General features: G+C 69.0%; 14 protein-coding genes and 1 tRNA gene. 11 read left to right on the forward strand and 4 right to left on the reverse strand.

The genetic code is table 11. The features are described from left to right. Window positions 1–372 precede the first annotated feature (372 nt). Window positions 373–1395 carry a pirin family protein gene (locus VGC47_15390; GenBank protein HEX9856694.1) on the reverse strand — a complete coding sequence of 341 codons (1023 nt, stop codon included), beginning with the start codon at window positions 1393–1395 and terminating at the stop codon, window positions 373–375. 110 nt (window positions 1396–1505) lie between these two features. On the opposite strand from VGC47_15390, the gene VGC47_15395 reads away from it, so the two are divergent. From VGC47_15395 to VGC47_15425, 7 genes are all read left to right on the forward strand, one after another. Further along, entirely contained in the window at window positions 1506–3038 is a 1533-nt protein-coding gene (locus VGC47_15395) for a peptide ligase PGM1-related protein (GenBank protein HEX9856695.1), read from the forward strand. Window positions 3039–3080: 42 nt separating this feature from the next. After that, window positions 3081–3878 carry a PhnD/SsuA/transferrin family substrate-binding protein gene (locus VGC47_15400; GenBank protein ID HEX9856696.1) on the forward strand — a complete coding sequence of 266 codons (798 nt, stop codon included), beginning with the start codon at window positions 3081–3083 and terminating at the stop codon, window positions 3876–3878. 106 nt (window positions 3879–3984) lie between these two features. After that, window positions 3985–4725 (forward strand): molybdate ABC transporter substrate-binding protein, encoded by a 741-nt coding sequence (gene modA / locus VGC47_15405; GenBank protein HEX9856697.1) that lies wholly within the window; start codon window positions 3985–3987, stop codon window positions 4723–4725. Between the two features lie 64 nt (window positions 4726–4789). Beyond that, the gene (locus VGC47_15410) at window positions 4790–5047 is read left to right on the forward strand and encodes a hypothetical protein (protein HEX9856698.1); all 258 of its coding nucleotides are present in this window, start codon (window positions 4790–4792) and stop codon (window positions 5045–5047) included. A 39-nt stretch (window positions 5048–5086) separates the two neighbouring features. Then, entirely contained in the window at window positions 5087–5341 is a 255-nt protein-coding gene (locus VGC47_15415) for a hypothetical protein (GenBank protein ID HEX9856699.1), read from the forward strand. Beyond that, the gene (locus tag VGC47_15420) at window positions 5338–5718 is read left to right on the forward strand and encodes a hypothetical protein (GenBank protein ID HEX9856700.1); all 381 of its coding nucleotides are present in this window, start codon (window positions 5338–5340) and stop codon (window positions 5716–5718) included. The genes VGC47_15415 and VGC47_15420 overlap by 4 nt, the downstream gene beginning before the upstream one ends. A gap of 226 nt (window positions 5719–5944) precedes the next feature. Continuing rightward, a complete protein-coding gene (locus VGC47_15425) occupies window positions 5945–6238 on the forward strand; it encodes a hypothetical protein (protein HEX9856701.1) in 294 nt (97 codons plus the stop codon). Between the two features lie 162 nt (window positions 6239–6400). Here VGC47_15425 and VGC47_15430 read toward each other — a convergent pair whose 3' ends face one another. From VGC47_15430 to VGC47_15440, 3 genes are all read right to left on the reverse strand, one after another. Continuing rightward, the gene (locus VGC47_15430) at window positions 6401–6631 is read right to left on the reverse strand and encodes a hypothetical protein (GenBank protein HEX9856702.1); all 231 of its coding nucleotides are present in this window, start codon (window positions 6629–6631) and stop codon (window positions 6401–6403) included. Window positions 6632–6843: 212 nt separating this feature from the next. Then, window positions 6844–6990, reverse strand: coding sequence for a hypothetical protein (locus VGC47_15435; GenBank protein ID HEX9856703.1), 147 nt, complete (start codon window positions 6988–6990; stop codon window positions 6844–6846). 186 nt (window positions 6991–7176) lie between these two features. After that, window positions 7177–7250, reverse strand: a tRNA-Ile gene (locus tag VGC47_15440). Window positions 7251–7376: 126 nt separating this feature from the next. On the opposite strand from VGC47_15440, the gene VGC47_15445 reads away from it, so the two are divergent. From VGC47_15445 to VGC47_15460, 4 genes are read left to right on the forward strand one after another with little or no spacing between them, the layout of a single operon-like run. Further along, on the forward strand, window positions 7377–9143 hold the full coding sequence (locus VGC47_15445; protein HEX9856704.1) for an alkaline phosphatase D family protein: 1767 nt from the start codon (window positions 7377–7379) through the stop codon (window positions 9141–9143). Continuing rightward, a complete protein-coding gene (locus VGC47_15450; protein ID HEX9856705.1) occupies window positions 9140–11740 on the forward strand; it encodes a PEP/pyruvate-binding domain-containing protein in 2601 nt (866 codons plus the stop codon). The genes VGC47_15445 and VGC47_15450 overlap by 4 nt, the downstream gene beginning before the upstream one ends. Continuing rightward, window positions 11740–12270 carry a hypothetical protein gene (locus tag VGC47_15455; GenBank protein ID HEX9856706.1) on the forward strand — a complete coding sequence of 177 codons (531 nt, stop codon included), beginning with the start codon at window positions 11740–11742 and terminating at the stop codon, window positions 12268–12270. Before VGC47_15450 ends, VGC47_15455 begins: the two co-directional genes overlap by 1 nt. After that, entirely contained in the window at window positions 12267–12632 is a 366-nt protein-coding gene (locus VGC47_15460; GenBank protein HEX9856707.1) for a hypothetical protein, read from the forward strand. Before VGC47_15455 ends, VGC47_15460 begins: the two co-directional genes overlap by 4 nt. The last annotated feature ends 469 nt before the right edge of the window (window positions 12633–13101 follow it).

Below are 13101 nucleotides of genomic sequence, written 5' to 3' on the forward strand. Positions count from 1 at the left end.
CTCGGGTCGCAAAGCGACCGCTCACCGGTCCCCCGCAAAGCGGGAGACAGCGTATTGGAGGGGCCACCGCACACACGAGGGGCGCCACGCCAACCACCCCCTCGGCTCGGGTCGCAAAGCGACCACTCGCCGGTCCCCCGCAAAGCGGGAGACAGCGTATTGGAGGGGCCACCGCACACACGAGGGGCCCACACACCCAAGCCACCCCCTCGGCTCGGGTCGCAAAAGCGACCGCTCACCGGTCCCCCGCAAAGCGGGAGACAGCGTAGAGGAGGGCCGCGCAGGGGGGGTCCGCACCGACCACCCCCTCGGCTCGGGTCGCAAAAGCGACCGCTCACCGGTCCCCCGCAAAGCGGGAGACTGCGCATTGGCTCAGGTGGCCGGCTGGAAGTCGCGGTGCTCGATGCTGCCGTCGGCATGCAGGGCGAAACGGCCGTCCGTCCTGGCGTGCACCGGGCTCGGCGTCGACCATGGCCAGCCGCCGAACTGCGTCCTGCGGTAGTCCTCGACGGCTTGGCGCAGCTCCTCCGGGGTGTTCATCACGAATGGGCCCATCTGGAAGACGGGCGCCCCGATCGGTCTCCCCTGCAGAAGCAGCATCTCGGCGGGATCCCCGGTGTTGACGACCGCCGTCTCGACCTCGGCGCGCAGACGGACGCCGACGCCGCGCTCGATCGACGATGCCCCGACGGTTGCCGTGGACCCGTCGAAGAAGTGCACCATGCGATTCACGTCGGCCGGAGCGGTCGGCAGCGTCCATGCGGCCCCCGGCTCGAGACGGATCAGCCAGATGGCGAGGTGCGAGTCGCCGCGCGAGCCCCACGAGTCCGGAGGCGGCGACGGCGGTGCGGCGTCGCCGATGCCTCCCGCGATGACGTCGACGGTCACGCCGGGCCCGCCTGCGATCGTGGGGATGTCCTCGCCCCAGAGCATCCCGAAGTAGGCCTGCACCATCTTCGACTCCGGCGGGAGGTTCAACCAGATCTGAAACAACTCGAGCGGGTTGGAACCATCGTGGTTGATCAGAGGGAACATCTCGGCGTGCATGATCCCGGACCCCGTGGTGAGCCACTGGACGTCGCCCTCGCCGTATCGGGCGGTCGCCCCGAGCGAGTCGGAGTGGTCGACGTAGCCACGGCGAACCACCGTGACCGTCTCGAAGCCACGATGAGGATGCTGCGGGAACCCGGGCACCACGTCGCCGTGATACATGCTCCAACCGTCCCGGTACGAGAAGTCGGCCCCGAGCTGGCGACCCGCGAGAGATTCCACGGGACCGAGCAATTCGTTGCCGGCCGGATAGAAGTCCCGATGGTGCACCGTGAAGATGAACGGGTCGAGGCCGGTCCACGGCATGCCCAGTTCGACGAGCTCGACGATCGGCTGCGACGGCATCACTGTCCTTTCGCTCTTGCCGGGATGGTACGAGGTGGCGGCCGGTAGGCGTGCCGGACGACTCGCGTTCCACCGGCCGGCGCAGGTAGCTTTCCGTCTCTGGAGGCTCGATGACACCGATCGACGTTCACGATCAGGCCGCCTACGACAGGCTGCAGGGCAAGCTCGTCCCGCTGTGGCACTCGATCGAGCGGCTCAACAACGACGAGCAGACGATCGTCGTCGTCCCGTCAGTGGAGGTGGATCTCCAGCTGACCGCGCCCGAGGTGCAGGCGTACGAGGAGCGCTACCTGTTCCTGCTCCTGCTGCTGCGCCAGCCGCGGGCGCGCCTCGTGTACGTGACCGGCCAGCCGATCGATTCGGACATCGTCGACTACTACCTGGACCTGCTTCCGGGGGTGGTGTCGAGCCACGCCAGGAGGCGGCTCTACCTCCTCTCGCCCATGGAGGCGACACCGCGGCCGCTGTCGCACAAGCTGTTGGAACGCCCCCGGATGCTGGCGCGGATCCGGTCACTCGTCCCGGACCCCGATCGCGCCCACCTCGTCCCCTTCATGGCGACGTGGGCCGACAGGGAACTGGCGATGCGCCTCGGGATCCCGATGTACGGAGCCGACCCGAGGGACTCCCATCTCGGAACGAAGTCGGCGGGACGCAAGCTCTTCGCCGAGGTCGGGATCGACCATCCGATCGGCCGGGAAGATCTGAACAGACAAGCGGATGTGGCAGATGCCATCGTCTCGATGCGAGCCGAGCGGCCGGGCATCGAGTCGGCGATCGCCAAACACAACGAAGGTGTCTCCGGATTCGGGAACGCCACGATCGACCTGCGCGACCTCCCGCCGGCCGGCCACCCCGATGAACGGAGCGCCGTCGAGGCACGAGTGCGGTCCCTGGCGATCGAGATGCCGGGCGCCACCGCCGACAACTACTTCGAGGTGCTCGCCCACGAAGGCGGGATCGTCGAAGAGAGGATCGTCGCAGACGAGATTCGCAGCCCGAGCGTCCAGCTCCGCATCACACCACTCGGCGACGTCGAGTTGCTGTCGACGCACGATCAGGTCCTCGGGGGGCCGACCGGCCAGATGTTCCTCGGTTCCCGCTTCCCCGCCGAAAGGGGCTACGCCGGGCTGATCAGCAACGACGCACGCAGGGTCGGCGAGCGGCTGGCCGACCTCGGGGTGATCGGACGCTTTGCCATCGACTTCGTGGTGACTCGCTCGGGAGGGGGCCGGTGGTCGTCGCATGCCATCGAGCTGAACCTCCGCAAGGGGGGCACGACCCACCCCTTCTTGACACTGCAGTTCCTCACAGACGGTGCCTACGACGGCACGTCCGGGGTGTTCCACGCACCGAGTGGACAGGCCAAGCACTACATGGCCTCCGACCACGTCGAGGCCGACGGGCTGCGAAGATTCACACCGCACGACGTGATCGACATGGCCCTGCTGGGCGGGCTCCACTTCGACCAGGCCCGCCAGGTCGGCTCGGTGTTCCACATGTTGAGCGCCCTTCCTGCGCACGGGCGGCTCGGCGTGACCAGTGTCGGCGACTCGCCGGAGGACGCCCAGCAGCGCTACGACGAGGCGGTCGGCGCCCTCCTCGATGAAGCAGCTCAAGAAGCCGACGAGGCCGGTCGCTGAAGCCGCCGACCGCAGGAAGCTCGGGTAGCGTGCCGCGCACTCATGGCTGAACTACGCGTCGGGACATTCCTCGCCCCCAACATGATGCCCGTGTACGAGGCGATCACCGAGACGATCGCGCGGCGCCTCGGCACGACGGCCGAGCTCGTCGTCGAGACCTCGTACGAGAATTGCGCAACCGACGTCAACGACGTGTGCTTCGTGTGCAGCCTCCCGTACGTCATGTTCGAGCGCGAGGGAATCTCACCATCCCTCCCGACGGCGGCACCGGTACTGACCGGGGCGCGCTTCGGAGGCAAGCCGATCTACTTCTCGGACGTGATCGTCCGTGCCGAGAGCGGCTTCGGATCATTCCTCGACCTGCGTGGGTGCCGGTGGGCCTACAACGAGCCGCTCTCCCAATCCGGGTACGGCATCACCCGCTACCACCTCGTGACCCTCGGCGAGACGAACGGCTTCTTCGGTGACGTCATCGAGGCCGGCTATCACGAGACGGCGATCGAGATGGTCCGCGACGGCGAGGTCGACGGCGCCGCCATCGACTGCCAGGTGCTCGCCGTCGCGGTGCGGGAGCACCCCGATCTCACCGAGACGCTCCGGGTCGTCGAGACGCTCGGTCCGTCGACGATCCAGCCGATCGGCGTGTCGAGACGGCTCGGCGAAGCGGTACGCGCCTCCATCCGCGATGCCCTCGTCACGATGCACGAAGACCGTCACCTCGCCGCCCGCTTGGCGCACGGCTTCATCGAGCGCCTTGTGCCGGTCGAAGCGTCCTCGTACGACGACATCAGGGCGATGGTCGACGAGTGCGAGCGAGCCGGTTTCATGCGATTGCGTTGACTGCGGCACCGCCGCTGCAGGTCAGCCCCCCTTTTCTGACGCGCAACCGTCGCAACACCGGCCCTACGATCGCGGACGGCCCGCGGCGACGACCCGACTGGAAGGCATGAGACTTCGAATCGCCTGTCTGCTGACGCTCGCGGTGATCGCGGCATGCGCAGGCTCAGATACCCGCGACCGGCTGCTCGTTTCGGCCGCCGCCTCGCTCACCGACGCGTTTCGTGACATCGAATCGGCGTTCGAGACAGATCACCCAGACGTCGATGTCGTGCTCAACCTCGGAGCCACCTCCGCCCTCCGTGAGCAGATCCTCGAAGGAGCCCCGGTCGATGTCTTCGCCTCAGCCAACACGGCGAACATGGGTGCGGTGGTCGACGCCGGGGCGGTCGACGGCGAGCCGAGCATCTTCGCGATCAACCGGCTCGAGATCGCCGTTCCCACCAGTAACCCTGCCGGCGTGACCGGCCTCTCCGATTTCGCCAGAGACGAACTGCTGATCGGGCTGTGCGCCGAGGCCGTACCGTGCGGTGACTTCGCTCGGCAGGCGTTGGCGAACGGTGGAGTGACGCCCAGGATCGACACGAACGAGCCGGACGTGCGCGCCTTGCTGACCAAGATCGAAGCGGGCGAGCTGGACGCCGCCATCGTGTACGCCACCGACGTTCTCTCGGCTAGTGGCAGCGTCGAAGGCGTCGCCATCCCGGACGAGGACAACGTCCCGGCCGAGTACCCGATCGCGGTGCTGCGCGACGCCCCGAACCCTGAAGTCGCCAAGGCGTTCGTGGCGTTCGTGCACTCAAACGCCGGTCGTGAGATCCTCGCAACCTACGGCTTCGGCCCACGATGAGAGAGCCACGTCGAGAGAAGGGCACGGGAGGCGCCACTTCGGCCGTGCAAGGAGAGATCCACAAGTGACCGGGCCAACCCGCGGGTGGCTCGCCGACCTGGTAGTCGGTGGCATCACCGGCGGCGTCGTCGGGGCGATCGCCGCGGTCAACTTCGTCATCTTCACGGGGATCGAAGGCGGCTACGAGGCGACCATCGCCGACGTGTTCGAGCAGAACGCCGCGCTCGGCGTGGTGACCGTGGCGATCCTGATCGCCGGCCCCGTGCTCGGCGTCGCCCTGGCACGCAGGCGTCGCAGTAGGCGGGAGCGCCCATCGAGGTGACCCGCCGATGCACGCACGTCGTGGGGGTATCGTCGTCTCATGGTTCGGGTCGGCAGATCGACACAGGTGGTCGAGCACGCCATGCCGTCCGGCTCTCCGGTCCGGCTCGTCGAAGAGATGTGGTGGATCGCAGCCGCCGGCCGGGCCTGGGGGTTCGCCTTCGGCTACCGCCGCCCGCGGTCGGTTGCGGTCGGCGCCACCCGGGTGCGCATCCACGACCACGTCGCCCTGGCGCGCTCCGTGGTCATCGTCATAGCCGTCATAGCCGCGATCGGAAGGAGGTCGGCACGATGACCGGGGCGAACGACTTCGACAGCTCCGTCGACGGTATCGCCGACCGGGTCCGTCAGACGCTGGAGGCGATCGTGGGTCCGGCCTCCCCGTCTGCGGTCTTCTCGGCCCCGACGACGCTGGGAGACGACCTCGTCTTCACGGCCGCCGCCTGGGAGCGTGGCGGAGGCTTCGGCTTCGGCGCCGGTGAAGGCGGCGATCCCGAGGGCGGGAAAGGATCGGGAGGTGGCGGCGGTGGCGGAGGCGGATCGCAGGGGCGACCGGTCGCAGTGATCCGGGTCGGACCACGAGGCATCGAGGTGCGGCCCGTTCTCGACCTGACGAAGATCGGAGTCACCGTCCTCCTGGCGGCGGTCGGCGTGTGGAGAGCAGGCCGCTGACTCGAGGTCCGGCGGCGCCTATCGACCAGCGGCGAAGCCGTCGCCCGTCGACTTGATGAGCCGACCTCGATAGCGGGTCGGCGCCGCCTGGACGGTGCCGTCGTGCGTCTCGAAGGAGGGTCGCCTCTAGTGCTGCTCAGGCGGCGACGATGGTCAGCGGCGATGGGGCATCCGGCGCCTGGTGGCGTCCCGAGCGCTCGGTAAGCTCCGAGCCAGGAGGTGGGCGATGAAGTTCACGCAGCATGTGATAGTGAACGTACCCGACGAGGAGGCGATGACCGCCCTGATGAAGGAATGGGAGGACGAGGAAGCGTCCGACGCCCCGGGCTTTCTCGGCGGACGAATCCTCAAGTTCCGCGAGAAGCCGGGACGGTACGTCATCCAAGCAGACTTCGATTCGTGGGAGGCTGCCGAGCAGAACAACGAACGGCCCGAGACTCAGCGTTGGGCCGCTCGCCTGGCGGAAATCATCGAGGGCGAGCCGAAGTACGAGAACCTCGACGTCCTGCAGGAGTTCTGAGACGCCGAGGGGTGGATGGCCTCCAGGCGCACCGGGGGGGTCTGTCGGAAACTCAGGTTGAAATCTGGCGGGTTGTCGCCGATACTGAGGATGCCGAGGGCAATAGCCTGAGGAAGTGAACCCGGCTCCTCTCCGGACGGTGAGCGGCCGGGTTTTGCGCGTCTAGTCCACCCCGACCACCTCTACGCTGCGGACCATCCCGAGGTCCTGTATCCAGCGACGCCACGAGCCGCCGCGCCCCCACGCCCAGGCAACCGCATCCGGGACCCACAACAGCGGCTCGTTGGTCGGTGTGTGGTGACTGTAGGTGAGGGGCGGGTTTGGGTCGGATCCGAGCGCCCGGTAGATGGCGGCGCGATCGCGCTCGTCTTGACCCTCACGCGCCTCGATCACGATGCGGGTGACGCTTCTGCCGTGAAGCTGGACCGCAGCCGTCGAGATAATGGCGTTGCGCGCGGCGATCTGATCGGGGCCGGGCGGCGCCCGTTGGCAGCGGCGGCGAGGGCCTCGACTTCGTCCGGGTCCAAGATCAGCTGTCGGCGTAGGTGGGCCACCATTCGGCGAGCGGGACCTTGCCGCCCCGAGGATCGAAGTGCTCGCCCTGGTCACGCGCAGCGAAGCTGGGTGGTCAGCCAGCGCTCGGCGTCGGCCTTGGTGCGGAAGGTCCGGGAGAAGCGGCGCCCGTCGGCGATGTAGCGGGCGCGCCAGGGGCGGTTGGGGCGGTCCGCTCGGTCGATGCGGGTCGTTGCCATGGCGACGGTCTCTCCTGTGGCCGGCCGGTGATCGGCCTGTGATCGCACAGTGGTCGATGAGCGCGAATCCGCGTAATCCGGCGTAAGGATACGGGAGGGCCAGACTCCCTTGTGTCCCAAGGGAAATCGGCTCATTCCGTTGTGGCCGAAGGAACTGCAGACGGACTCGCCCCCGACGAGTCCGCGTGGGCCCGGCAGGACTCGAACCTGCGACCAAGGGATTATGAGTCCCCTGCTCTGACCAACTGAGCTACGGGCCCCGGCAACGAACGAGAGTCTACGGCGACCCGTCAGCGAGCAGGGATCTGTCACCCGGAACAGGGACTTTGGCCCATTGGACGGGAGGCGCCTTCGGCGTACGTTCATTGCAGAGCTGGAGGGCAGCCGTGGACCAACAGACCGTCGCGCCGCCGGGGCCGCACCTGGCGGATGCGCACTCTGGCCACCTTCTCGATGAAGTGGTGCTCACCGACGCCGTCGAGCACTGGCTCAGGTGGATCGCCCGCGTTCTGTCCCTGGTCGTCATCGGCGGGTTCGTGGTCGCCCTCGTCCAGTATGGGCCCCCCGGCGCTCAGGACTACGTCGCGTGGCAGGAGAGCGCCTCGGTCGCCGCGCTGAGCGTGGCGGCCATGGGACTCCTCCTGGCCTGGGTCTGGGAGGGTCCCGGTGGGGCGCTGGCGATCGTCGCCGGGACGTTCGTCGGAGCGCTCGCCGCCTTCGAATACCCCCTCCTGCTGTCACTGGCCGTGGCGCTGCTGTTCGTTGCGCCCGGTGTGCTGTTCCTGCTCGCGTGGAATCGCACCCGCACGTGGCGATCGATGGTCGTCGTCTGCCTGGCGGGGCTCGTGGTGCTACTCGGCGGTGGGGCGGTGGCATACGGGTTCTACAACGAGGGCCACGGCGCGGCTCACCCGCAGTCGGATCGCGCCGCCCTCCCGCCGTCGGCGGTCGACTGGATCTGGTCCGGCGGGGTCACCTCCGATGCGGCCAACGTCGTCGCCATGGTGCCCGGTGCGAGCGATGTGCGGCTCGCCGTCAGCACCGCGGCCGACTTCGACGATCCGCGCTACGTCGTCTCGTCGAGGCGCGGACCGGTCCACGCCTTCGAGATCACGGCGCTGTCCCCCGCCACCCGCTACCACTACGCCGTCGAAGCCGACGGCGAGCTCGATGCGATCAGGGCCGGCACCTTCCGTACCTGGCCCGACGGCCCGTTCGGCTTCACCGTCGCCCTCGGAAGCTGCGCAAGGAGCGGCTCGAACGGGAGCGTCTTCGACGAGATCCTCTCGCTGCAACCCGACCTGTTCTTGAGCAGCGGCGACCTGTTCTATGGCGATGTGATCGACAACTCGCTCGACACCTTCACCGATCTCTACGGAGGCTCACTGCGCAGGCCGGCCCAGGCCGCCATGTTCTCCGGAGTCCCGCTCGCATACACATGGGACGACCACGACTATGGCCCCAACGACTCGGGGGGCGACTCCCCCAGCAGAGCGGCCGCCCTGTACAGCTACCGCGAACTGGTGCCGCACTACGAGCTCGCGCTCGCCGGGCCCGACGCCCCGATAACCCAGGCGTTCACGATCGGTCGGGTGCGCTTCATCCTCACGGACACCCGATCGGCCCGGTCCGCGCCATCCGACGGGACGACGCCGGGCACGATGCTCGGTGTCGAGCAGCTCGCCTGGTTCCTCGACGAGTTGGAGGACTCGGCCAAGACCCACGCCGCCGTCGTCTGGGTCAGCTCGGTTCCTTGGATCAGCGAGACCGCGGCCGGGTCGGACGACTGGGGAGGGTACCCGGAGGAACGGGCGGCCATCGCCGACTTCATCTCGACGAAGGACATCGACAACCTCGTCATGATCGCCGGCGATGCTCACATGGTCGCCATCGACGACGGGACGAACAACCGCTACGCCGCCGACGGCGAGCCCTCCTTCCCGGTGATGCATGCCGCGGCCCTCGACCGGCCGGGCTCCATCAAGGGCGGCCCCTACAGCGAAGGGGCCTTCCCCGGAGCCGGGCAGTTCGGGCTACTGACCGTCGTCGACGATGGAGGCGACCAGGTCACCGTCGAGCTGATCGGTCGTGACTGGCTCGGCAACGTACTGGTGTCCCTCGAGGTGGTGTTCGACGTGGAGGCCGGGGCGTGAGCGAGCGCGAGACCATGCGGGAGCTGCTGGTGACGATCGACGGCTCCGGCAGCGCCGTCGCGCAGGTCGGAGGCAAGGCGGCCGGGCTCGACCGGCTCGCCGCTCACCGCTTCCCGATCCCTCGAACTCTGGCGATAACCGCCGCGGCTTACAGGAGGTTCGTGGCCCAGGCCGGGCTCGAGAGGTGGTTGACGCAGGTGGCAGCCCGAGCCGTCCCTGAGCCGGGAGCACTCGCCGCAGAGGAGTCCGAGATCGTCGATCGGTTCCTGACAGCCCCGCTGCCGGATCGGGTGGAACGGGCGATCGACGACGCGGCGCGAGCCGTGCTCTCGCATGGGCCGGCCGTAGTGCGCTCATCGGCCACGGCCGAGGACATGGGCGGCGCATCGTTTGCCGGCCAATACCGCACGTTCGTGCGCCTCGGCAGCGTCGACGAGGTGATCGACGCCGTCCGCAGATGCTGGGCGTCGCTCTGGCTCCCGGCAGCGAGGTCGTACCGCCAGCAGCAAGCGATCCCAGACACGGACCTCGCCATGGCCGTCATCGTCCAGACGATGATCGAGGCGGAATGGTCCGGCGTCGCCTTCACGACAGATCCCGGCGGCCGACACGACATCATGCGGATCGAGGTCGTGCCCGGCCTCGGGGAGGCGCTCGTCTCCGGTGCCGTCACACCTCTCGACTTCGCCCTCTATCGCCCGACGCTCGAGATCTCCCCCGTGAGGGGCGACACCCCGCCGGCCTTCCTCGAGGAGCTCGGCAGGATGCTGTTGCGGGTCGAAGACGAGCTCGACGCCCCACAAGACATCGAGTGGTCGTGGGCAGACGGACGGCTGGTCCTGCTCCAAGCCCGTCCCATCACGGTGCACGGTCCCACTGCGGCCTTCGACGACGGCCTCGACCGCCCCGTCGGTTCGGACGACGAGTTCACCCCCCACGGCGTGGTCGAGATGCTGCCCGGGGCGATCTCACCTCTGTTGTGGTCGATCAACGCTCCGATGATCGAGAACGGGTTCCGCTCCGTCGTCGCCACGCTCGGTGGACCCGCCCTCGACATCGGCCGGCCGTACCTCGGCCGGTTCCGAGGCAGGGCGGCGCTCAACCTCAGTTCCCTGCGCGCCGTGGCGGGCGCCATGCCCGGCGGGTCGGCAGCCGCCGTCGAGCGCCAGTTCATGGGGCAAACCATGGAGGAACCCGAGGAGGAGGAGGCCCGGGCCAGCCTGCGATCCATGCTGCGCGGTCGCAAGGCCAGGGCGCGACTCGCCGACGACGTCGCGTTGGTGTGCGCCGCCGCAGACGGCGTCGTGGGGCTCGACGTCCAGCTGACGAACCTCTCCGCGCGTCGGGCGCTCGCGTACGGCGAGACCGTGAACGACCTTGCCTGGCGCATCGCCGCTGCCGAGGTCGCCGCCTCGAGCGCAGCGGCCGCGGCTTACCAGTCCGTCGAGATGGTGCTCGGTCGCTGGATGGACTCCCAGCTCGCCGCCCAGTGGACGCAACGGCTCTCGGCGGGCGCCCTCGAGGGCGAGCTCGCCGGGACCAGGCTGCAGCGCGAGCTGCGACGGGTCTGGGATGCGCAAATCGCAGGCAACGCGGAGCTCGAGGCGGTCATGCGGGATCAGGCGCCGGAGCGGATCGCCGCAACCGTCGAGCAGCTCGGGGCGACCGGCGAGGCGCTGCAGGAGACGGTCGCCGGTGCATCCCGCATGGCCGGATCGAGATCGATGTACGGCGCAGCGACGTGGAGCGAGGACCAGGTGGCAGTGTGGAGGTTCCTCGCCATGGTCGGAAACGACCCGACCGCCGGCGGGGATCTGCGCCCGGGCGAGGCACGTGACGAGCTCAGAGAGATGCTCACGCAGGGCAGGCGCTGGCGGACCGTTCGGGTGCTGACGGGACAATTCGTCGACCTGCGGATGCGCTGGGTCGACTCACTCGTGTCTGAGGCGACCGCCAACCTCAGGATGCGAGAACGAGCCAAGTCGGCGCTGCTCACGCTGGGCGGCGAGCAGCGTCGCTTGATCGTCGAGCTTGCTCGCCGGCTGGTCGCCTCGCACCACATCGACGATCCCGACGACATCGAGCTCTACACCGATCTCGAGGTGAGGCGCATGATCGCAGGAGGTGCTCCGCCACCGCCTTCCGTCGTCCACTGGCGGCGAACCGTGAAGCGCCGCTGCCTCGCCGAGGGACCCCTCCCCGATCGCTTCACCGGGTCACCGGACGGGAGACAGCTCCTCGACGTCGACCGGAGCGAGACCCTCCCCGGATGGGCTGCCTCCCCCGGGCGGACGTCACGGCGAGCCCGGGTCGTCTCCGGGCTCGGCGATGCAGGGTCACTCGAGTCGGGCGAGATCCTGGTGGCCGAGGCCACCGACCCCTCGTGGACCCCCCTGCTGAGCCGCGCCGCCGGCCTCGTGCTCGAGACGGGTGGCCCACTGTCGCACGGCGCCATCGTCGCCCGGGAGCTCGGCATCCCTGCCGTGCTCAGCGTGAACCGGGCGACGTCGATCATCGCCGACGGAGACATCATCGAGGTCGACGGGTACGCAGGTGTCGTCCGCCGATCCGCGCACAGGGGTCAGGAGGCGGCGTGATGATCCTCGGTGTCTTCTTCCCGAGCCTCATGGGGGTTGGCATCCTTGCCTCGGGAGCGCTCCTCGTCGCAGACCAGGTGCGCAAGCTCATCCCCAATCGGGGGGTACGCCGCCAACACCGGGTCGCCACGGGTGCGTTCGGCGTGGTCGCCGCCGCAGCCGGCGCGGCAGGAAGACGAGTGGCGCGCAGTGACCTCCTCGACCGCGAGCCGAGAAGCGCCGTCGCCTACGCCGCCATCTCCAGCGTGGTCGCCGCCGTCGGGCTCGCCGTGGTGCTCTCGTGCCGGTCGGCGTACCTCGATCCGATCGGGCCGTTCCACGACAGCCCATGGATGATCGGGATCGGCTGGGCGGCAGGCATCGCGTCCGGCGCCCTGGCTCTCGTTGCCACGGCACTCGCCATGACGCGATCCAACCCACCGGGCTTGCTGTCCCGCATCGTGCGGTCGACGGGCTTCGGTCGGCTGCGTGTCACCGACGACGTGCGCGTCACCACATACGGCGATGAGCCGACGAAGGAGCGAACATGAAGCGAACTCTGGCCGCCATGACTCTGTCCGGCTTCCTCCTCTTCACCGGCACCTACATCTTCGTGTACCTGTTCCGCGCCTTCCGTCTCGAGGAGCCGGCCGCGGAGACCGCCGTCTACCTGTGGCACGGTGACCCGATGGCGCGGGCGATACTCGTTGCCGTTCTCTTCGTCGTCGGACTCGTGTTGCTGCTCTTCCTGGCGCTCGTCAGGCCGGGCTCCCGCGGTGCCGCCGCCCTCCGCATCCGTCCCGACCTCCGGGAATGGCTCGATCGACGCTCCGAGGAGACCAACGAGGATGCCGGCCGCATCGCCGAGCGAGCGATCGCCTCGTACCGCGACCGCCTCGGCTCAGGCATCTGACGGAAGCACTCACCGGCGACGCCCCCCTCAACGCGCGATCCCCCGGTCCCCGGGGGATCGCCAAGTCCCCCCACGCGCAATGCCCCGGTCCCCAGGGGATCGACGAGCGCCCTTCACGCGCAATCCCCCGGTCTCCGGGGGATCGACGAGCGCCGCAGGCCGAGTCGAGGGGGCCCCACCCAACCCCAGGCCACCGCCACCCCAAGCCACCCCCTCGGCTCGGTCGCACAGCAACCACTCGCCGGTCCCCCGCAAAGCGCGAGACAGCGTCATAAAGCCGCCACCACAACACCGCGAGCGCCCCTCGCGCGCCATCTACCGGCCTCCAAGGGATCGACGAGTGCCCCTCCGCGCGCAATCCCCCGGTTCCCGGGGGATCGACGAGCGCCGCATGCCGAGTCGAGGGGGCCCCACCCACCCCCACGCCACCCCCTCGGCTCGGGTCGCGAAGCGACCACTCGCCGGTCCC

Source organism: Acidimicrobiia bacterium, from assembly GCA_036396535.1.
Taxonomy (GTDB): Bacteria; Actinomycetota; Acidimicrobiia; order Spongiisociales; family UBA5794; genus DASWKR01.

What these genes read in the sequence shown, in the direction of transcription:
- VGC47_15390 (HEX9856694.1), bottom strand. Translation starts at nt 1,395, where the DNA reads ATGCCGTCGCAGCCGATCGTCGAGCTCGTCGAACTGGGCATGCCGTGG.
- VGC47_15395 (HEX9856695.1), top strand. Translation starts at nt 1,506, where the DNA reads ATGACACCGATCGACGTTCACGATCAGGCCGCCTACGACAGGCTGCAG.
- VGC47_15400 (HEX9856696.1), top strand. Translation starts at nt 3,081, where the DNA reads ATGGCTGAACTACGCGTCGGGACATTCCTCGCCCCCAACATGATGCCC.
- modA (HEX9856697.1), top strand. Translation starts at nt 3,985, where the DNA reads ATGAGACTTCGAATCGCCTGTCTGCTGACGCTCGCGGTGATCGCGGCA.
- VGC47_15415 (HEX9856699.1), top strand. Translation starts at nt 5,087, where the DNA reads ATGGTTCGGGTCGGCAGATCGACACAGGTGGTCGAGCACGCCATGCCG.
- VGC47_15420 (HEX9856700.1), top strand. Translation starts at nt 5,338, where the DNA reads ATGACCGGGGCGAACGACTTCGACAGCTCCGTCGACGGTATCGCCGAC.
- VGC47_15425 (HEX9856701.1), top strand. Translation starts at nt 5,945, where the DNA reads ATGAAGTTCACGCAGCATGTGATAGTGAACGTACCCGACGAGGAGGCG.
- VGC47_15435 (HEX9856703.1), bottom strand. Translation starts at nt 6,990, where the DNA reads ATGGCAACGACCCGCATCGACCGAGCGGACCGCCCCAACCGCCCCTGG.
- VGC47_15455 (HEX9856706.1), top strand. Translation starts at nt 11,740, where the DNA reads ATGATCCTCGGTGTCTTCTTCCCGAGCCTCATGGGGGTTGGCATCCTT.
- VGC47_15460 (HEX9856707.1), top strand. Translation starts at nt 12,267, where the DNA reads ATGAAGCGAACTCTGGCCGCCATGACTCTGTCCGGCTTCCTCCTCTTC.